Source organism: uncultured Ruminobacter sp. (genome assembly GCA_902764345.1).
GTDB lineage: Bacteria > Pseudomonadota > Gammaproteobacteria > Enterobacterales > Succinivibrionaceae > Ruminobacter.
The window spans coordinates 12,727-33,523 of the sequence record CACWVT010000017.1; the positions used below are offsets into that span (position 1 = coordinate 12,727).

Annotated in this window: 20 protein-coding genes and 2 tRNA genes; 7 read left to right on the forward strand and 15 right to left on the reverse strand. The window is 43.6% G+C overall.

From position 1 onward, the window contains the following. The first annotated feature begins 1 nt into the window (after position 1). On the forward strand, positions 2–712 hold the full coding sequence (locus QZU58_RS04700; RefSeq protein ID WP_294495405.1) for a hypothetical protein: 711 nt from the start codon (positions 2–4) through the stop codon (positions 710–712). Positions 713–805: 93 nt separating this feature from the next. Here QZU58_RS04700 and QZU58_RS04705 read toward each other — a convergent pair whose 3' ends face one another. From QZU58_RS04705 to QZU58_RS04715, 3 genes are all read right to left on the reverse strand, one after another. After that, positions 806–1,657: a protein-glutamate O-methyltransferase CheR gene (locus tag QZU58_RS04705; RefSeq protein WP_294495407.1), complete on the reverse strand. Its 852-nt coding sequence runs from the start codon at positions 1,655–1,657 to the stop codon at positions 806–808. 61 nt (positions 1,658–1,718) lie between these two features. Further along, positions 1,719–2,687, reverse strand: coding sequence for a chemotaxis protein CheV (locus QZU58_RS04710; RefSeq protein WP_294495409.1), 969 nt, complete (start codon positions 2,685–2,687; stop codon positions 1,719–1,721). 89 nt (positions 2,688–2,776) lie between these two features. Then, a complete protein-coding gene (locus tag QZU58_RS04715; RefSeq protein ID WP_294495410.1) occupies positions 2,777–4,507 on the reverse strand; it encodes a methyl-accepting chemotaxis protein in 1,731 nt (576 codons plus the stop codon). Between the two features lie 454 nt (positions 4,508–4,961). Between QZU58_RS04715 and QZU58_RS04720 the strand changes: the two genes are divergently transcribed. After that, positions 4,962–5,036: transfer RNA gene (locus QZU58_RS04720), tRNA-Arg, on the forward strand. A gap of 224 nt (positions 5,037–5,260) precedes the next feature. Further along, entirely contained in the window at positions 5,261–5,872 is a 612-nt protein-coding gene (locus QZU58_RS04725; RefSeq protein WP_294495412.1) for a DUF4136 domain-containing protein, read from the forward strand. A 120-nt stretch (positions 5,873–5,992) separates the two neighbouring features. Here QZU58_RS04725 and dusA read toward each other — a convergent pair whose 3' ends face one another. The 9 genes from dusA to QZU58_RS04770 all read right to left on the reverse strand — a co-directional run bounded on the left by dusA (position 5,993) and on the right by QZU58_RS04770 (position 13,784). Beyond that, on the reverse strand, positions 5,993–6,985 hold the full coding sequence (gene dusA / locus QZU58_RS04730; protein WP_294495414.1) for a tRNA dihydrouridine(20/20a) synthase DusA: 993 nt from the start codon (positions 6,983–6,985) through the stop codon (positions 5,993–5,995). A gap of 27 nt (positions 6,986–7,012) precedes the next feature. Next, complete coding sequence (locus QZU58_RS04735; protein ID WP_294463186.1) at positions 7,013–7,816, reverse strand: tetratricopeptide repeat protein; 804 nt, start codon at positions 7,814–7,816, stop codon at positions 7,013–7,015. A gap of 144 nt (positions 7,817–7,960) precedes the next feature. Continuing rightward, positions 7,961–8,527: a thermonuclease family protein gene (locus QZU58_RS04740; protein ID WP_294463188.1), complete on the reverse strand. Its 567-nt coding sequence runs from the start codon at positions 8,525–8,527 to the stop codon at positions 7,961–7,963. A 280-nt stretch (positions 8,528–8,807) separates the two neighbouring features. Further along, positions 8,808–8,894, reverse strand: a tRNA-Leu gene (locus QZU58_RS04745). Positions 8,895–9,032: 138 nt separating this feature from the next. After that, positions 9,033–10,106, reverse strand: coding sequence for an LPS export ABC transporter permease LptG (gene lptG / locus QZU58_RS04750; RefSeq protein WP_294495416.1), 1,074 nt, complete (start codon positions 10,104–10,106; stop codon positions 9,033–9,035). Continuing rightward, the gene (gene lptF / locus QZU58_RS04755; RefSeq protein ID WP_294463193.1) at positions 10,106–11,227 is read right to left on the reverse strand and encodes an LPS export ABC transporter permease LptF; all 1,122 of its coding nucleotides are present in this window, start codon (positions 11,225–11,227) and stop codon (positions 10,106–10,108) included. Before lptF ends, lptG begins: the two co-directional genes overlap by 1 nt. Before the next feature lie 260 nt (positions 11,228–11,487). After that, a complete protein-coding gene (locus QZU58_RS04760) occupies positions 11,488–12,165 on the reverse strand; it encodes an ATP-binding cassette domain-containing protein (protein ID WP_294463195.1) in 678 nt (225 codons plus the stop codon). Between the two features lie 2 nt (positions 12,166–12,167). Beyond that, positions 12,168–13,364: an ABC transporter permease gene (locus QZU58_RS04765; protein WP_294495419.1), complete on the reverse strand. Its 1,197-nt coding sequence runs from the start codon at positions 13,362–13,364 to the stop codon at positions 12,168–12,170. A 21-nt stretch (positions 13,365–13,385) separates the two neighbouring features. Further along, positions 13,386–13,784, reverse strand: a complete 399-nt coding sequence (locus tag QZU58_RS04770; RefSeq protein ID WP_294462383.1) for a DUF4418 family protein — start codon at positions 13,782–13,784, stop codon at positions 13,386–13,388. A 191-nt stretch (positions 13,785–13,975) separates the two neighbouring features. On the opposite strand from QZU58_RS04770, the gene QZU58_RS04775 reads away from it, so the two are divergent. The 4 genes from QZU58_RS04775 (at position 13,976) to QZU58_RS04790 (ending at position 17,490) form a co-directional block, all read left to right on the forward strand. Further along, complete coding sequence (locus QZU58_RS04775) at positions 13,976–14,635, forward strand: DUF1847 domain-containing protein (protein ID WP_294462381.1); 660 nt, start codon at positions 13,976–13,978, stop codon at positions 14,633–14,635. A gap of 65 nt (positions 14,636–14,700) precedes the next feature. Then, positions 14,701–15,642 (forward strand): ABC transporter permease subunit, encoded by a 942-nt coding sequence (locus QZU58_RS04780; RefSeq protein WP_294462379.1) that lies wholly within the window; start codon positions 14,701–14,703, stop codon positions 15,640–15,642. Next, on the forward strand, positions 15,636–16,415 hold the full coding sequence (locus tag QZU58_RS04785) for an ABC transporter ATP-binding protein (RefSeq protein ID WP_294462377.1): 780 nt from the start codon (positions 15,636–15,638) through the stop codon (positions 16,413–16,415). The genes QZU58_RS04780 and QZU58_RS04785 overlap by 7 nt, the downstream gene beginning before the upstream one ends. Before the next feature lie 13 nt (positions 16,416–16,428). Continuing rightward, complete coding sequence (locus QZU58_RS04790) at positions 16,429–17,490, forward strand: ABC transporter substrate-binding protein (protein WP_294462374.1); 1,062 nt, start codon at positions 16,429–16,431, stop codon at positions 17,488–17,490. A 122-nt stretch (positions 17,491–17,612) separates the two neighbouring features. Here QZU58_RS04790 and QZU58_RS04795 read toward each other — a convergent pair whose 3' ends face one another. From QZU58_RS04795 to mltG, 3 genes are read right to left on the reverse strand one after another with little or no spacing between them, the layout of a single operon-like run. Then, on the reverse strand, positions 17,613–18,590 hold the full coding sequence (locus tag QZU58_RS04795) for a hypothetical protein (RefSeq protein WP_363174816.1): 978 nt from the start codon (positions 18,588–18,590) through the stop codon (positions 17,613–17,615). After that, positions 18,575–19,216 (reverse strand): dTMP kinase, encoded by a 642-nt coding sequence (tmk, locus tag QZU58_RS04800; protein WP_294495421.1) that lies wholly within the window; start codon positions 19,214–19,216, stop codon positions 18,575–18,577. Before tmk ends, QZU58_RS04795 begins: the two co-directional genes overlap by 16 nt. Positions 19,217–19,270: 54 nt before the next feature. Next, the gene (gene mltG / locus QZU58_RS04805; protein WP_294462370.1) at positions 19,271–20,338 is read right to left on the reverse strand and encodes an endolytic transglycosylase MltG; all 1,068 of its coding nucleotides are present in this window, start codon (positions 20,336–20,338) and stop codon (positions 19,271–19,273) included. Between the last annotated feature and the right edge of the window lie 459 nt (positions 20,339–20,797).

Genomic DNA, 20,797 nt, shown 5'->3' on the forward strand with positions numbered 1-20,797 from the left:
TATGGACAACAGATTCATCACTTCCATGCTTCTCGGCACGTTATTATTCTGCTGCAGTGGACAGGCTATGGCTTTCGATAAAGAAGCCGCGGAGAAAATTCTGTCCCCTGGGGCAACAACCGTTGAGGCCGATTCCGTAAATCAGAAAGAAAGAGATTTTATAGAAAGCAGTAAGAGAGAGATTCAGAAGCAAAATAAAAGAAAAGACGTGAAAGTGATTCTTCCTGATGAATGCAGTCTTATCAGCTATACGTCTGACGGGGTCTCTTCACGCTACAAGTGCGGCGACTTCGAAATTCTCACGATCATTACGTTCCCTCCGGAGAACCTGTCAACTGAACAGATAGTAAAACAGCTTTCAGAAGTACAGGGGTGCGAAGCCATGCCTAAAAACTCTCTGGGACTGTCAGTAGGCTGCGACACCGATGATGGTAAATACATTTCATATTTTATTGATTTACCGACAAGACTGAAAGAAAACCTGATTACATCCGCAGATTATAATGATCCAAACAAAATTGAATCAATCTCCAACGTATCACACAGCATATATTTCTACATGAGAAGAATTGCAAAGGATGAAGAGCAGATAAAATATCTTACCGACATTCTGAACAAGGCAGCAAGAATTACCATTAAGAAACAGGAACAACAGCCCGTAACAGAAAACGAAAACACCACCCAAAAACCTGCCGGTAACAGCCAAAAGTAAAAAACAGCAGGACGTATTAAGTTTAAAGGGCAGAGACGCTACGACTCTGCCCTTTTTCCACACAGACAAGCAACGGAATTAACCTCAGACTCGCTAAGCGATCTTTTTGTACACGACGCCGTTACTGTACCGCATCATATCCATACCTGATATTTCCTTTGGCACAAACTCAGAACTTCCGAGAAGCAGATATCCGTCAGTTTTAAGGCAACTTTTAAGATAATTCAGAACCTTAAGTTTCGTAGTCAGATCAAAATAAATCATTACATTGCGGCAGTAAATCGCATCACACTTTCCCATAAATGGGCGGCTTCCCGTTTTTATAAGGTTATGATGTCTGAAACACACCAGAGATTTTACGTCATCACAGATTCTGTATTCTGCCGATGATGTCCCAACCGGAGAAAAAAATCTTTCCACGTATTCCTTACTAAGACCTCTTGACAGATCTGTCGTACAAAAAACACCTTCACGTGCAAAGTTAAGTGCTGACATGGAAAGATCTGTGGCAAATATACGTATCTGATTTGGTTGCAGTCCCTTTAACCGGCAGCTGTTACGGAGTATTGCCATGGCAATGGAATATGGTTCCTGCCCCATTGAGCAACCAGCTGACCAGATCTTTACCTCCTTTGATTTATCCTTAATCTCGGGAATCATGGTGTCCACCAGAAACTCAAAAGGATAGCCGTCGCGGAACCACTTGGTTTCGTGTGTAACCATGGCTTCGACAACAATTTTCCTCAGAAAGGTATCATCGGAAAACAGTACTTTTTCTATGAATTCATTAAGATTCATACATCCGTAGCCACGCAACAAAGGACTAAGCCTGCTGCTCACCAGATAGGCTCTGTTATCCTTTAAATCCACCCCGCAACTGTCTTTAAGGAAATCACAGAACAAAGCATAATTTTTCTGTGAAATCCCGTGATCTTCATTTTCCATAAATCAGGCCAAACATCACAATGCTGTATAATTTCCTGCAAAACACGTTCATGAATTAATTCTATCTGTCGTAAACAGCCATAAGATCCTTGATGGCTTTCGCCAGTTCATCCGGTTTATACTTAGCCACAAAATTGTCCGCACCAACCTTCTTAACCAGAGACTGATTAAAAACACCGCTTAGTGACGTATGCAGAATAACCTTTATCTGAGCAAGTTCAGGTTCACTTCTAATCTTGGCGCTTAAGGTATAACCGTCCATTTCCGGCATTTCTATGTCAGAGACGATAAGACCTATCTGATCTGTAAGTCTGCCGTTTGCCGCATATTCCTTAAGAATATTATAGGCCTCAAGACCGTTCTTTGCCTTAACCACCTCGTAACCCAGAGATGTTACTGTCTTTTCCACCTGCTTTCTGGCCACTGAGGAATCATCGGCAATAAGAATCTTGCGCTTTATCGGTTCAGCCCCGCTTTCCACAGCCAGTTGTTCCTGACGTTCATTGTGAACAACCGACTCCTGAATGATTTCCTTGCTGACTTCCATTTCGTTAGGACAGATAACATCCAGAATTTTTTCCAGATCCAGTATTTCAACTATACCGCCATCAATTTCGGTAATTGCGGTCAGGTAATTGTTTTTTCCCATTCCCTGAGGAGGAGGCATCACCTTGTCCCAGTTAATGTTTACAATTCTTTCAACTCCGCTTACCAGAAATCCCTGAACCGAGCGGCTGTATTCAGCCACAATGACATAGCACCTGTCAATGTTCTCCGTTCTTTTTCCGCCGATGGCATAACTTAAGTCGATTACGGAAATTGTCTGACCTCTGATATAAGAAACCCCCACTACGGCCGAATGCAGTCTCGGCATTGCCGTAAGCTTAGGACACAGAAGCACTTCACGCACCTTAAACACGTTTACACCGAATCTCTCAGTTCTGCCGGCAAGAGTAAACAGCAACAGTTCAAGCCGGTTCTGACCGACTATCTGCGTTAACTGATTCACTGAATCCAAAACACTTGCCATATTCTTTCTCCGAAGTTTAATAACACAGCCGCCCGACTTTTAATCACTGGCGGAAAGACGTATGCCATACGTTACTGTGTATTTAATTATTATTTTTCACCGTTGCCGGATTCTGCATCGCCATCATATACATAAGATTCAGTATCTTCAGGCTGTTCATCCGCTACCGTTTCTGATTCCGGACTCTCAGAATATTCATCATTGTTTTCATCAGTCCCGTGTTTTCTGAATTTTTCAATTCCTTCAACCATCTGCATTGAAGCGTCCTCAATCTTTCCGGTTGTCATGCAGATGTCAGAAACCTTTTCAGACATGCTTCTCACTTGACTGGTAATGTCCTGAAGATTCTTTGACATTTCGGAAGATGTTGCAGACTGTTCTTCAGTGCTTGAGGCTATAAGAGTAATCTGTTTGTTTACATTGTTAATGTCCACAAGAATGTTATCGAGCACCTTCTGCAGTTCTTCGGCATGGACTGCGAGCTTGTCCATCTGCCCCACAGTGGAAATTATGGACTCGTTTGCCTGAGTTGCCATTGCCTGCACCTGATTAATCATTTCGCTGATTTCAGTGGTTGACTGTGCTGTTCTGGCCGCAAGAGCACGAACCTCATCTGCTACCACCGCAAAACCGCGGCCATATTCACCGGCTCGGGCTGCCTCAATTGCCGCATTAAGGGCAAGAAGATTTGTCTGACTGGCAATATCCTGAATTGTTGAAATAACACTGCCGATAACTTTTGTCTGTTCGCTGAGGGAAACGATAATTTCAGCATCCTTCTTGGTCTTTCGGCTGTGCTCCCTGATACCTTCAACTGTCTGATGTACCACATCAAGGCCGGCAGTGGCCACTTTACATGTCATTTCAGAATTGTTTACTGCCTGACTGCAGTTATTGGCAATATCAACCGACGTTGCCACCATTTCCTCGGCAGCGGCACTGACCGTAATAACCTGAGACAGAAGATCCTCGCTTGATGCATTGATGTTATAGTTTGCACTTTTGAGCTGACTTGAAGCATCAGAGAGATTTGATGCCTGATCATACATACTTCCGGAAAGAGTACTCAGATTGGATGCGAGATTGTTGATATTCTCTGCTATCAGAGAGATTTCATCATCTCTGTCATCCTTAATTCTGACGCCGAAGTTACCGTTCAGCATTTCCCTTGATGCCTGAATAAACTTATTTATGCGTTCTGAGAATACAAATGACAGAAAGTAAATCAGAACTGATACCAGAAAAACCTCCACGAGAATCATGCCTGCAGCAACCTTCCAGTTATCCATGAATCCCTGAGCATTCATTCTGTCTACATACTCAACCTGTTCGTCAATCATGTATTTAATCTGAGACGTTACGCTCTCAGCTTTCACATGGATATTCTCAAAATCATCAGCTGAAAGCACTCCACCTTCAGTCTTTCCCTTATTTTTTTCCTTGGTCTCAAAAGCACCGGTTACGGCTGTGTGGAATTCACCGATGGAGCTAACCAGTTCATTTTTAAGCTCCTCGTTAACCTTGTCTTGAAGACCGACCACCATACCGTCAAGCTGTTCCTTAGCAGAATCATAAGTAGACTTCTGTTGAACACCCAGCAGAACCCCATATGCCATTTCATAAGCATATATAAAATTACTGCGAACCTCGCCGAGTTCACGTACGGCCGGATATACGGAACTTTTCAGGGCTTCAACTTTTCTGCTGTTTTCGTAGTTTGTATACACAAACGGAGCTCCGAACAGAATAATTAAGATGACTACCTGTAAAGTAATGACTTTAAAATAGAATGTCAGTGAATTTTTCCTGGTGTTTGACATATTAAGGCTCCGGATTACTGATCCTGTTACGGCGGATGCTGCACGCCCGGCCCCACATCACATGACTTAAGCAGGCCCGTCAGACCAATACCTGACAACGGCTGATCCGCAACTTTTCCAAGAATGAAATATGCACAGTAAAAACAATATACTCCTTAGTAAATAATATAACCTTGCCTTACTTTTTTATACCGGGGTCAATATAAGTTTCTACAGATCTCTCAAATATAGCCGTTCGGAATCACTGATTGTTTAAATTCATCACAAATTGTAAACAATCATTATCACGATGTATTTTCCTGAATGCCTTATAGCGAATGCAGGCGTAAGAATCTCAAGCTCCGTTAAGAACTACGGCCAAAGGCCTGATAAATAACCATTTATGTCAAAAACTCCGTAACATAAGCTAACTAAATGATTGTATAATCACGACAAACTGTTATAATACAGGCAACTCCTCATAGTTAAATGGATATAATAAACCCCTCCTAAGGGTTAGTTATAGGTTCGATTCCTATTGGGGAGGCCATCTTCTGACCTATCCGGTTCCCATAACTCTCTCAGTCATCCGAATATTCACATTTTTTCTACAAACACCATCAAAAACATTTGACCACGATCATTCTTTTGCACTTTGGTGAATAATGCATTCATATTTTTAATGTATAAAATTCAGTGATTTTCATTATGTGTTCAATAATGACATTCTCCGAAAAAATTAGCTCATATTTCGGAGTAAAAAAAGGAAATAATATGAATTATAAAATTCTTACATTATCTGCAGTAATGTACCTTGCAATAACCGGTTGTGCATCTACCGGAAGCAGTAGCGGTACGGCTGCAGCAACCGGCGGGGTAATTGACAACAACGGACTTCTGATCGCTGAATCAGAACCAACCTTACAGACAACCACTGTAGCGCAGAATCTTGAACAGTGGCCGTATGAACACTCAAAATTAACCTATAAACTGGTTAACAAGGATCTGGTAGCCATCTCTACAGACGTATCACAGTGGAAAAAGCTCATCGAGGAAACTCTCACCAATAAGCTTACCGCAAAGGGACTAACCAAAACCGATGGTAATGCAAATCTTACCATCAGCTATGGTGTTGTAACAAAATCAGAAAGCAACGACAAAGCCGATCTGATGTTTGACTCACTCGGACTTACTACCGGAGGCACCTCTCACGGTGTTAACAACTCAATCGATATCGTAATCAAAGATAACAGAAGCGGACGAGAAATATGGTCAGGTGCAGCAAGCACCCTTACGGATAAGCCGCTGGTTACTGAAGCTCAGAAGCGCAGAGCCGTAAACAGCGTACTTGAATCCCTTACCAGAAAGCTCCCTGTTGCGAAATAAAAACAACAGTCGTTTCAGCTGACGCCAGTTATCAGCCTTCCAAAAGCTCCGTAAATTACGGAGCTTTTTCTTAAGAGCAGATTGGCACTGCCCATAGCCGCATTTTCCGGAATACCCCTACTATTCTGCAGAACTCTCTTCGTCCGGAATAAAACTCATGGCCTTCTCAAGCACACTTATGTCAGCCCCTTCCTTGTAATGATTCTGAGCCATGTACTGTCTGAACTGTCTGCTGTTCGGACAGGTATTGAACATTCCCAGAAAATGGCGTGATATGTGCTTAAGAGCACCTCCTTGGGAAAGATAATTCTCGATATAAGGATAACAGGCTCTCACACATTCCTTACGGCTCATTCTGCGGGAATGTTTATGGTTAAAAATACGCTCGTCAACATCCACAAGCATGTACGGATTCTGGTATATTGCCCGGCCAATCATTACTCCGTCAACGTATTCCAGATGTTTAAGTGCATCATCAATAGTAGTGATATTACCATTTATTGACAGATGAAGATCCGGGAAATCCCTTTTCAGCTGATAAACCCTCTCATAGTTAAGGGGCGGTTTATCCCTGTTTTCTCTGGGACTCATTCCTTTAAGAAAGGCCATTCTGGCATGAATGGTCATACCATCTACTCCGGCATCCCGGAGTTTTGCGACGAAGGAATGAATATAATCATAATCATCGAGTTCATCAACACCGAGGCGGGTTTTTACTGTAACCGGGATACTTACGCGATCCTTCATAGCCTTGATACAGTCACATACAAGATCAGGACTACGCATCAGCACAGCCCCGAAAGAACCGTTCTGCACCCTGTCGGAAGGACATCCCACATTGAGATTTATTTCATCATATCCTCTATCCTCACCGATTCCGGCGCATATGGCAAGATGTTCTGGATTGGCACCGCCAAGCTGCAGGGACACAGGGTGCTCTTCCTCATTGAAGGCAAGATAGTCTCCTTTACCGTAAATTATGGCTCCGGTAGTCACCATCTCGGTATAAAGAAGCATATTCTTGGAAAGAATTCTGCATAAATAACGAAAATGCCGGTCCGTAAGGTCCAGCATTGGCGCAAGTGATAGTCTTGAATAATTACCTGTTGTCATAAAAACGTAATTCAGTCACCGGCTGAGTTACTGCTTTTTTACGTCAGCTTTACTTACGTTCTCACCCGATTTCTTCTGCATGTGTTCTTCGTTAATCTTGTATATCTCGTTTTTCACCCAGTTGTACGCATCGTTGACCTGAACGTCACTGAGATTAACTACAGCCTTGTTCTTAACAACAGTGGCATCACTCATACTGAGGCGCAGCTGTTCCACGTCCCCGTATCTTTTAGCCCACCATATATAAAACTCGGCATACTTATAGGCTTCGGCATTCTGTCCCAAAACCAGGTACATTTTAGCAAGATCTAATGAGTACTGATAGTCTTTCTTTTCAAACAGCTGGGCATAGAGATCTTTCGCATAACGATGATCCTGTTCGGAATTTGTTCCAAAGCTCAGAGTCTGAGCCAGCTGAACCTTACAGCTGTCCCCTCCGTTCTGCATCTCATATGACATGCAGTCATTGAACAGCTCCATTGCCTTTTCCCTGCTTCTTTCCACTCCCAGACCATTCCAGTACAGAATTGCAAGATACCTGCTTGCGGTAACAAGACCGCCGTCAACAGCCTGTTCAAGATATTTTCTGGCAAGCCCCCAATCCCTGGCCACGCCCTTGCCTTTAAGGTACATGTATCCGAGATATTCTGCAGCCTCCGTGCTGCCCTTTTCAGCCTCATACTCACACTGCTGTACAGCCACCTCGTACATGGCCTGCTTCATGGCCTCCTCACATTTTTTTACCTGAGGAAGTTCACTTGTGACAGCACCGGCCTCACTGCAAATCATAACTCCGGCACTGAGAGCAACTGATAAAAAAAGTTTTTTCATATGAGTAATCTCCCAATCATGCAGTCTGATTATACAATTGCAACAAGGCCAAAATATGTGAAACAATTCTAATTATGAAAACATATTCATGCCCGATAAAAACCTCATTCACCAGAGAACCATCGGACGTTTCAGCATGCAGAATCAGTGCTCTGCCGGAGCTTTTTCACTTATTTTAAGGTTTTCATCCTGCTCCATCTTCAACAGATGTTCTATATCATTCGGATGAGTTTTTCTGAAGTCTGCAGGATACTCTGCAAATACGTCAGACCACAGTCCAATACCGTTTGAATGAGCATCCCTTTCCAACCGCTGATACATGGAATCACCGTTCTTTCTGTCAGTCCATGCAAGTCCCTGACGAATCATTTCCCGGTTAAGGTTCTTCTTCTGATAGTACAGTTCTCCAAGGACATAATCGTTTTCACTTCCTCTCACCTTTACCATGATTTTCTGATTGTAGATTGTTGACTTAAGCCATTTTTTAGCTTCCGGACCAAAAGGCTGCTCCAACTCCGGAGCTTCTATGTCTGCCATCTTGATTAGATGCTGATTATTTTTGGAATCAACACACTGAAAGAGATTTCCATTCAGGATCTCCGTAGCCACGCAGGTAATGTATTTTTCATTTGTCCATGGTCTGGCTTCTGCCTGAACTGAAAACAGAAAAAAAGCAGCTCCAGTAACCGCAATAATTTTACAGTAACTCATTCGACCTCCCGTGCTCGCATTTATGCATTATCCATCTGTGTCAGACATTACTTTTCTGAAAAATATCAGGACTCTGACTTTATATAATTACGTCAAATGTTACCAGATACTCCATAACGTTTTGGATTATGAAGCTATATTCTCTAGAATAACATCTGAAAAAATAAAAACGTGTGACAGGTAAGAAAAAAAAGAAAGACTTTTTAATAATTGAGAACTGCGTTAGTGTCCTAAATAACACTATAAGACAATGATCTGTGATATGTTCGGAAAAACCGACTGGTACCAGAAGAGGGACTTGAACCCTCACGATATCACTACCGGCGGATTTTGAATCCGCTGCGTCTACCAATTCCGCCATTCTGGCAAATGTCACAGACTATAATACATTATTTTTTATGTTGTGCAAGCTTTATTGCAAATTTGCCCTGTTTTGCCGATAAAACATACACAGCCACGTTTACCGGCAGACAAAACTCTCTATCCGTATTGTTTAGCTGCAAAATTACGTATTCTTACGTAAAAGATAGACGGCTATCGCCAGAACTATCAGCGTCGGGCTTATTGCTCCAATTAACGGAGGAACCCCGTAAAAAATGGTAAACGGAGCCAGAATCTCATTCACCGCATAAAAGCTGAACCCAACCAAAATACCGACAACTATGCGCGCCCCCATGGATGAACTTCTCAAAGGACCGAAAATGGTACTTGAAGCCAGTAACAGAACAACAAGAACGGTTATCGGAGAAATGATTTTTCTGTAAAGCTCCAGTATGTAACGATCCGCCTTCTGACCGTTTTTGGTCACATATCTGATGTATTCATGAAGACCACTGATTGACAGTTCATTGGCATGAACACCTACAACCTCAACATTTGCCGGTGTAAGATTAATGTCCCATACGTCACTTTCCCTAAAATCCCTGACAATCCTGTCGTCAGCATAGGTAGTAATTCTGATATCTTCCATTTTCCACTTATCATCCTTCCAGTACCCCCTGCTTGCACTTTCCGTTCTGACAAGTTTCTTAGGAATGGAGTCATTAAAAATATATCTGGTAACCGACTGTAAATCACCGTCTGACATGAAATAAGCTATATTGATGAAGCTGTTTCCCTCTCTGAACCAGATACCTCTGCTCGTCACCGCCACCTGACCGTTGGATACAGCTTCGGAAATAAGACTTTCGGCCCTCTTCTCTGAATCAGGAACAACATATTCACCCAGAAGCATAATTACGAATATAAGAGGGATTACTGACTTGCACGCACTCCACACTATACGCATTTTGGATTTACCCAGGGCCTGCATGGCAATGAGTTCTGAGGTAGAGGCAAGATTACCGAGTGCCAGTACGGTACCCAGAAGCACTCCCAAAGGAAAGAACATTAAAATCTGCCCCGGGACGGTAAGCAGAACATACTGCATGCACGACACGAAATCGAACTCACCACGCCCCACGTTGCGCAACTGATCCACAAATTTAATCAGCGAACTCAGGGATACCAGTCCGATGGTACAAAAAACCACCATACCGGCCACTGTACGACCGACGTATTTATCAACAACCTTATACACTACCTTACAACCTCAACGTGCTTTTTTCTGCCGGCTCTCATTCTGTTATACCACTCGGTATTTGTCAGATTAAGCGGTATGGTGAAAATAAACAGATAGATAACAGGAACCAGAAAAATCCCAGGAAGTACCGGGAAATTTCCTCTGGCAATACTGGACTTAAAACCGAAGGCAAACAGATAATAACTTATGTAAATTATTATTGCCGGCAGGAATTTCGCAAAACGCCCCCTTCGCGGATTTACCATAGAAAGAGGAACAACAAGAAGCACCAGTATGCATATGGTTATTGGCTGAACTATGCGCCACTCCATTTCTGCATAATCCGCCGAAGTCCCGGACTTCAGCAGTTCACTGTTACTTTTTGTAGAAACCTTTGCTTTGTCGTGACCTGACGCCACCTCCGGAACAACGGCTCTGTATTCATCAAAAAACGAGATCTTGAATTCCCCCTTTTCGTCAGGACCTTCATATCTTGTTCCCCTGAGCAGTGTCAACCAGAACAGACCGTCAGCATCATATTCTGATTTTGCACTGGTGGATATTGTGACTGAAGGAGCGGTGCTGGCGTCTCCTCCGGAAAACACATAGATCTGATTCATTACATTGTAATTCTTGTCAACGGTACCATTGTTTTCTATGTAAACAACATTATTTCCGTTCAGCTTAATAAACTTACCGCTGTCTATGGCAAGCATTGTAGGATCGGATTTTGCCTTGTTTATCAAATCAAGCTGTCTTGACTCACACCACGGAGACAGAAAACAGGTACAGGCGACATTGACTGCCATGTTGACAATTATAAGAAGCGTAATCACTCCGAGCAGTCGGCGGTGTGAATAACCGACGGAACGCATCACAACCATTTCGCTCTGAGAACAGAAGCTGCCGATGGAAAAAAGGACTGCCAGAAACAGAGAAAGCGGCAACATGAAATTTGCCATAGTCGGCACGGACAGAGCCAGAAGCTGAGAAACCAGTTCGGCAGGAATGTTACCCTTTGAAGCCCTGCCGATGAATTTAATAAACGTCTGACTCATAAAAATCAGCATGAGCACACCAAAAATAGCTCCCTGCGTTTTTAGTATGTCTTTGAATATGTATCTGGATATGGTATTCACATTATTATCCCAATAACCTAAATGTGAGTATAAAACAGCTGCCGATCCTGTATCTAACAGTAACCGTAACTGTTTTGACAGCATAATCTACATAATTTTACCACGGATTAAGAATACTGTCCCATATGAAGACAACCCAACATTTGTTAAGACGTTATCGGTTGTTTTTTATTGATAATAATCAAGTTCATGTTTTGGCATGCTTTATACCGCATAAACATTAACACGGTATGAAAGTGAAGCAGATCTCAGGGGGGCTTTTATAAAAGTCTTCCTCCGTTCATACCATACTTTATGTCAGCATAAGATACGGCATAAGAATCGTGACTCACAATAAGAACCCCCGCCCCCTGTCCTGCAGACTCTCTTAGCAGAGAAAGAACTCTTTTTTTTCCGTTTTCGTCAAGATCATTGGTAGGCTCATCGGCAAAAATATACTCAGGCTCATTGATCATTGCTCTTGCAATACACACGCGACGCATCTCACCTCCTGACAGTTCACGGGGATATCTGCCGCACAAACTGCAAATGCCGAGATATGAGAGCAGTTCCTCGCATTTAGCTGCCGCCTTCTTCTCATCCACTCCGGCATATAGTGCAGGTAACATAACATTTTCCCTTACGGTAAGACTGCTCATCAGAAGACATTTCTGTGGAACAATACCGAACTTTGCATTGCGAAGCAGAGCCAAATCGTTTCCACCACGATCATAAATACTGTCACCGCCGTAAAAAACATTTCCTGATTCTGGACGTAGCAGTCCACAGAGGATGCTCAGCAGAGTACTTTTTCCACTTCCAGAACACCCCGTCACCAGCGTAACCTTTCCCGGAAGCAAATCAAAATTCACATTTCTCATACTGAATGAATCAGTAGAATCATGTCCTGCATTTTTTCCTTTGTAAGTCTTACAGACATCTCTAAGATAAAGTTCCATCTCTACTCCCTCATTACGACCTCAGTAGGCGTTCTAAGCGCCTTCAATACAAACGGCAGTAACAGCAGTAAGCTTAGTATGGTTCCGGCAACCGCCGTAACACAGGCATGGAGCAGAAAGGATTCAGAACAGTCAAACAGAAACGGAACACCAAGCTCAGACTCAAGAAATGATTTAAAACTGAGTGACCACACTGCCGCCATGGCCACCCCAGCCAGTGAACCAGCCATACAGATGAAAACGAGTTCATAAAACACAACTGCAAGCAGACTTCTAACGGTAAATCCCATAATTTCAAGAATTCCAAACTCATTCTTTCTTTCGTTAATCATGACTGAAAAAAGAAAAACGACCATAATCATGGCTAGAACACAAATGAAACCCACCAATGACTTTATCATCAGCGTCATATGGTTCAGTTTGGAGGTAAAGGACGTTACCATGTCCCTGTTCTCAAAGGCCTGCACACCCGCCATTGTTCTGTTTATAGTGTCAACGATATCTGATTTATCAAAGCCGTCCCTGACCTTAATCATTACTGACGACACTACTCTGTCAGGATCCGCATCCGTTGCAGAAACTCCGAGCTTCTGTGCGGATCTTAACATTAGCTTGACTGTATCAGTATTGGTGAACACGGTAAAATCAAGTCCGGTACCGGTTTTATCCATACTTCCGACAACCTTCATGTCCTGATTATATATTTTAATGATACCGGTTCTTGGCACAAAAACATCACTTCCGGCAATAACTTCTCCAAGCTGAAGTTTTTTCGCATAACTCTTTGAAAGCCACGGCATAACGATAAAATCGCTTTCCGGATCGAACCCCATAATCTGCAACTCTGTTGAGCAGCAGTCAGCAGTCAGTGAAGCAAGGTAAAACTGAGCCGTAACCTTTTCTGCGCCGTCAAGCCGTGAAATCTCAGTCACAACGGAATTAGGCATGTAAAAAAAACCTGGTTTGCCACCAAGCAGAATTTCCTCAAAATTCTGCTGACGTGATTTTCCCGAAGGAATAACAACTATGTCCGCACCGAGCCTCTTTTTCAGACTTTCCATACCGTCACAGAGTCCGGAAGTAACTGTCTCCCCCGAAAAAACAGAAAAACAAATCACTGCTATCAGGACAGTCATATAAAATGTTCTGGCCGTATTGTGTTTAAGGCTTGCCACGGCAAGCTTCAGCTTAACGTTCACTGATTCCTCCGGCTTTTTACCCTAGACAGCGGCAGGCTTTCTGTCAAGAACAAGCTCACCGATGGTAATAAGAGCCACTATACCGGCAACTGTCACTACGGCAGGCTGGCTGTATACGTGACATCTCATGTGTTCATGTGCACATATTGCAATAAGCCATCCCGGAACAAAGGCCTGAATCAGTGATATTAACAGTACTGCAGAATTTATTCCCCTGCGGAACAGTACTTCCCCGCTTAAAAGCTTTAACAGTGAAAGAAGTATTACTGCAGATGACAGGGCAACCGTGACATTACTTACCCAGTGACAACCCATGATATGTTCGCCAACCGGACAAGGAGACCAAAAAGAAAAGAGACCGGCCACGAGAACGCCCTCAATGGCAGCAATTGCAATATCCGCAATTTTTATTTTTAACATAGACACCTCTCTGATATAATAGAAAAACATAGCAAATTGCTAGGCAATTATAGTATCAATCAAATTAAGAATCCAGTTTATTTTATAGTTTTCATGTATGTTTAGTATGAATTTTTATTGACATCTGATTGCAATTGGATTTTAATTAAAGCAAATTCATACTAAATAACTATACTTGGGAGCTGTAATTCATGACGGAAAAAAATCTTACCTGTGCAAACTGCACTACTGCCGCATGCAGATTCAAGAACGAATCAAAATATCCGAAATTCTGTCTCACTGCCTGTGCGGACAACGACCTGGTCAACGAAACAATAGAAATCTACAAAAACGATGAGGTTCTCGGAAACATAGCCAGGGTATCTGCTGAAATTGAAGGTGAATTCTATGGTCGTCTGACACGTGTCGAAGAAACAATCGAGTTCATTACCAGAATGAATTATAAGAAAGTCGGTATCGCCACCTGCGTCGGTCTGCTTAATGAATCAAGAATTCTTTCCAGAATTCTTACGGCCAAAGGAATAGACAACTATGTTGTCGGCTGTAAGACTGGGGCAGTGGACAAGACGGAAATTGGAGTTCCGAACGAACTGAAGCTTAACCGAGGCTGCGGACATGAGTCCCTGTGCAATCCTATTCTTCAGGCGAAGATTCTGGAACGCGAACATACCGATTTCAACATCGTAATGGGTCTCTGTATCGGTCACGATACCCTGTTCATTAAACATTCAACAGTTCCGACCACGGTTCTGGTAGTAAAGGACAGAGTGCTTGGACATAACCCGGTACAGGCTCTTTACACCGCAAATACCATATACTCAAGATTTAAAAAAGAACTTAACATCTCTTAACGCAACATAAACTCCGTTCACCTTTCTAAATCAGGAGCTGACCGGAAAAATGGGGATGAAAAGACATGAAAATAATTAAAACCCAATGGCCGCTTATATCTGCAGCTTTTACGGCCGCCGTGGCCCTGCTTGTTCCCGACTCATCCGAATACTCGGCACCGGGCACATCTTACTTTTTATTATTTACGGCACTGATGGCGATAACTTATGAACTGTTTCTGTTATTCGGAAAAGGCCAGGTGCGTACAAAAACCGCCTACAGATCAGCATTCTGGGGTACCGTAATTCTTGCAATGAACATCTTTAACGTCATCACGACAAAATATGTTCTGCTGCCCCCTCTCTACTTTCCGTCACCGGAAAAAATATTCAGTGTCCTTATCAGCGACTCGCTTTTTCTGGGAAACTGCCTTCTGTACACTCTGAGAATTCAGCTTCTCGGCTGGCTTTTCGGATGCGTTTTCGGCATACTTACCGGTATTGCACTCGGATTCAGCAGCGGATTCAAATACTGGGTTCAGCCTTTGGTAAGAATTCTCGGTCCGATACCGCCAACTGCATGGATTCCCATCGTACTTGTCGTATTCCCGTCAATCATAATGGCCAGCAGTTTCCTTATTGCGCTTGCAGTATGGTTCCCTACAACCGTGCTTACGGCAAACGGTATAGCAAACATCAAAAACTCATACTTTGAAGTCGGAGCCACTCTCGGAGCATCAAAAGCCTGCTCAATACTTAAAATCGGTATTCCGGCTGCCATGCCGTTCATGTTCATCGGCATCTTCAACGGAACATGTTCATCATTCATAACGCTGGTGACAGCTGAAATGCTTGGCGCAAAATACGGCATAGGCTGGTACATCAACTGGCAGAAGGAAATGATGTCTTATGCGAACGTATACGCAGGCCTGATAGTAATGTCGCTGGTATGTTATCTGGTAATCACCGCTCTCTTTAAAATCAGGGATCGCATTCTGGTATGGCAGGCAGGAGTCATCAAATGGTAGGTGCAATAAAAATAGACAATGTTACAAAAACATTCATAAACAAGCAGAAGGAAACAATAACGGCTCTCAAGGACATAAACCTCGACATACCGGCAAATTCATTTATTTCCCTCATCGGGCCGTCAGGTTGCGGTAAATCCACGCTGCTCAGACAGATTGCCGGACTTATTGCTCCCACCTCCGGAAGCATAAAGCTTGACGGAGTAACCATTTCATCTCCTGGGCCGGAAAGAGGCTTTATGTTCCAGGAACATAACCTTTTTCCCTGGCTGACGATATATGACAACATTGCCTTCGGATTAAGGGCAAGAGGAATATTCAAAGAGCAGAAAAGCAGAATCGATGAATATATGGAACTTGTCGGACTCAGGGGTTTTGAAAAGTACTACCCCCATCAGCTGTCAGGCGGCATGTGCCAGAGAGCGTCACTTGCCAGGGCTCTGGTCGGTCACCCTTCCGTGCTGCTTCTTGACGAACCGCTCGGGGCACTGGATGCTTTTACCAGAATGAATATTCAGGACGAAATATTAAGAATCAGGGAAGAAAAAAACATGACCATGATTATGGTTACCCACGATGTTGACGAGGCAATCTATCTGTCCGACAAAATCGTGGTAATGACCCCAAGACCTGGAATGATTACCTCGGTCGTGGACGTGGAACTCCCAAGGCCACGTGACCGCAGTGATGCGGATTTTCTTAAATATCACGGGGAAATACTGAAGCAGCTTAAATTCGGCGGCTTCAAAAAAGAACCTGAATACAGCATATAGGAGTATGTTTAGCATGAAAATAAACTTTATTAACCGTTTTAAATGGATCCGAACGGCAGTCTGTCTGCTAAGTGGTCTTTTTCTGGCATGTGCCTGCGGCAGCGATGAGCAGGATGACGGAAAATTCCGTCTGAGAATAGCCTACTCTCCGTCACTCTGTCAGGCTCCTCTTCATCTTGCGGTAGAACTCGGTTTTCTGGAGGAAGAAGGAATCATAGCCGAAAACGTCCAGGTTGATGCAGCTCACGTACAGGAAGCCATCGGAGCAAATCAGGTCGATGTGGGATTCGGCCTTATCGGTAAGTTCCTCCAGCCTCTGCAGAACGGTCTGCCGATTAAGTTCACCGCAGGCATTCATACCGGCTGTATTAAGATTTTTGCCCTGCCTGGTTCCGGAATCAGCAAAATAGCGGATCTCAAGGGAAAGCGAATCGGTGTTCCGGGGCTTGCCGGCGCAGAAGCTCTCATTGCCAAAAGAGCCCTGTTTATGAACGGAATAAAAACGGATCCCCGTGACGGTGAGGTTGAATTTGTTGTTTTCTCCAGAAACGAGCTGGGACAAGCCCTGCAGAACGGCGTTGTTGATGCCGTTTCCCTGGGAGATCCCGTTGCCGCACAGATGATTGAATCATACAATGCAACAACTATTGTCGACACGGCTAAAAGTCCGGAATTTGCCCGTGAATACTGCTGTGCGGCCTTTGTTTCAAAGTTGCTTGCCGAAAAGCATCCTGAAATTGCAGCAGCATTTACCAGAGCGATACTGAAGGCTTCAGCATGGGTGGCTGAGCATCCTGAAGAAGCTGCAAAATTACAGCTCGAATACAAGTACGTTGCCGGCAACCAAAAACTGAATTCCGATATTCTTAAGAGCTACAACTACAAACCTTCAGTAAAGGGAGGGTATGATGCCATAGTCCTCAGTTCCGGCCAGCTTGCCGAACTGGGTGTTCTGGACAAATCTACCAATCCGGAAGAATTTGCAAAGAACAGCTATATATTCTTTGATGACGTAAAGGACACCTATTCAGCCGAGGAATCACTGCCTCCTAAGTTTAAAAAAGCTGACAAATAAGCGTCTTTAACCGAAATTTAAAAAAATATGTAAAAAGGAAAAGCCAACTCAAAAGCTTTTCCTTTTTTTATGTTCCGTAAATCTGAAAATTCAGAAAATTCCCGTTCTGACGGCAGAAAAGGCTAATATCCTCTTAAAAGCTCAAGCCAGTTCAGTAACTGAAGTCCCGTTATCAGACTGTTCTTTATTCCCGTCGGACCTACCCCGGCTCCCTTAAGCATGATTACCTTTCTGGCCGCCTCGCTCAGGGAATCAGGATGAATGGCCGCAAGGCTGTCGAGAGCCTCACGATCCTTAAGCACCTTAAGGTTTTCCGGTGAAATACCGTTCTGATACGCCATAACGTCACTTATCAGAGAATACATGAGTCCGTAAAGCATGACGGGATCTTCTTTGTATAGAGATTCCAGTTCCGTTGCCAGCTTTCTTATCTCCCCCTGACCGCGCATTACGGAAACAAAAAGTTCAAGACAGGAACGGAGATGTTCATCATATCCGTTCTCTACCCAGTCAAGCACCTTAAGCGGAGACATGCCGCTCACATAGAGTTCCGGGATAAAATCCCTGTCAGAAGAAGTACGGCTCCTCAGAAAATCACTAAACTCAGAAATAGCGGGAAGAGTTACCTGAATACGCATCGAACGACTGATGATTGTCGGCAGAATGGATCTGATATTGTCAGTAGTCAGAATTATCAGAGTATTTGGAGCCGGTTCCTCAAGAGTCTTCAGAAGGGCATTTGAGGCCTGTACGGTCATCAGATTTGCCTGATTTATCAGCATCACCCTGCCGTGTCCGTTTGTGGGAGTTCCGACAAGAGTATTAATTCCGGTTCTCATCGCATCAACACCGATACTCTGGGCTTTACCTCTGTCAATAACAGTCAGATCCGGATGACCTGAATTTCTGATCATTGAACAGCTGTGACAGTTACAGTCCTCACCGGCTCCTCTCAGACAAAGAAAACTTCTGGCAAATTCGGCTGCCAGAGCCGCAGAACCGATGCCCTCGGGAGCACACAGTAAAATGGCATGCGGCAGACGGTTCATCTCCCGCATCCTGTTATATTCATTCAAAGGTTTCATTAACCAGCTGTACATATGCCGGAGCTCTCCAGAATATCTGTTATTGACTGTTTAACATGCTCAAGATCCTGCCCTGCATCAACAACCTTTATCCTGTCAGGATGCCTTGCCGCCTCATTCAGGAAACAGTTTCGGATGCGCCTGAAAAACTCAATGTTTTCAACTTCAAAGCGGTCAAGATCACCGCGATTTCTGGCCCTTCGCATGCCGGCTTCAGGCTCAATATCCATGACGATTGTCAGATCCGGTTTTAAATTGCCTATGGCGATATCCCTCACGGCATCAATCTTATCCATCGGCAATCCCCGTCCTGCTCCCTGATAAGCAACAGTTGACAAATCATGTCTGTCACCGATGACAAATTTACCCTGAGCGACAGCCGGTATTATAACCCGGTGTACGAGCTGTGCTCTTGCAGCATACATAAGCAACAGTTCCGCCTCCGAAGTGAGCTGTTCACGCGGATTCTTTTCTTTAAGAATGGTTCTTATTTTTTCGGCAATTTCTGTTCCGCCTGGTTCACGGGTTTCAAGAATATCTTCAGGCGCCACACCCTTTGAAATCAGATAATCCCTGATTACTGCCACAGCCGTTGATTTTCCGGCGCCTTCCCCGCCTTCCAAAACAATAAATGCTCCCACAGTGAACACTCCATTATATAAAAACTACAAACAACAATTACACACAAGCCGTAATTACTTATCCGCATCAGTCCCCGCAGCATGCTGTTCTTTATATTCCTTTACGGACTGACGGTATATCTGCACAGCCTGGTTGTGCATTTTTTCATTCACGCTGAATATATGTCCCTGTTTTGGATCCGGCCCTTTGGCGACAAAGAACAGATATTCAGTATCCTCCGGATGAAGGGCTGCCATTATGGAAGCCTTGCCGGGCATTGCTATAGGTGTAGGTGGAAGACCTGATATCAGATACGTGTTGTAATCATTGTCGTCCTTGAGATAACTAAGCAGAATCCGTCCTTTATAACGATCCCTGACACCATATATTACGGTAGGATCAGTCTGCAGTCTCATACCCTTTTTAAGTCTGTTGACGAACACCGAAGCTATGCGTGCCCTTTCCTCTGGTACGGATGTTTCCTTCTCAACGATTGATGCCATGATCAATGCTTCATACTCATTCCTGTACGGTAAATCCTTCTTTCTTCCCGCATACTCCCTGTGCAGAAAATCAATCATGTCACCATAGGCTCTTTTAATGAGTTTTTCGTCAGTCTCACCCTTAACGAATGAATATGTTTCAGGCATCAGCAGTCCTTCAGCGCTTCTGTAAGAAACTTTAAGCAGTTCCTTTAAATCACTTTCAGAGAAATCATCCTTAAGAACATGCTTCAGATTTTTATTGTTTTTGATGGAAGCAAGAGCCGTACCTACGGTGTTTCCCTCAACGAGGGTAATACTGAAAGTCATTTCCCTTCCGTCAACAATCATGCTCAGCGCATCTTCCGGTCCGGTCCCCTTCGGAATAAGATAATACCCCTTCTTTACGGCAGCCAGCCGACTGTGCTTCTTTACCCAGTATTTAATGAGATACCTGTTTATTTTCGGCATATACAGTCTGTTTATGAGACCGGCCGCAGTGGATCCTGATTCAACGACAAGTTCTGTGTCAGACTCCGTCCGCAGTGCGTCAATTGTCTCCATTTCATAGTCCAACCACGAACGCCCCAATACGAAACCGAGTCCCGACAGTATTCCGATACAGATAAGAATCAGCAGGAATTTATGTAAGATTTTCATTATTTACTTCTCAATTTTTAGCCTAACTGTGTACTGTTGCCCATCAGAACCTTACTGAGAAGACGCCGCGAAATAAACAACGGATAACATCGGTAGCTTTCTGAGTGCCGAAGATACGGAAATAATGAAATCCGTTAATAAGAAATCTCTATATCCTCGTGTACATCAGTATTCAGACCGGAACAGCCGGTTATTCCGTTATTTTATTAATGCAATATGATGACCGGTCATGTTCAGAAAAACATGACTTTTTTCGGGAACTCCGAAGTAATCAATCTCAATAAGGCCAGACAGTAGCTGCCGTATGTTCAGCCTGCCTGGTCGCAGGCGCAGGCATACGGTTATGTACTTTTTTATTTTTATATTACTCGAGATTCCCACTTGTTTTAAAGTGAAAATAACAACATAACCCATATCCTAGGCGGTTTGGGTGTTTTTTAAAAACATGTATTGATTTTT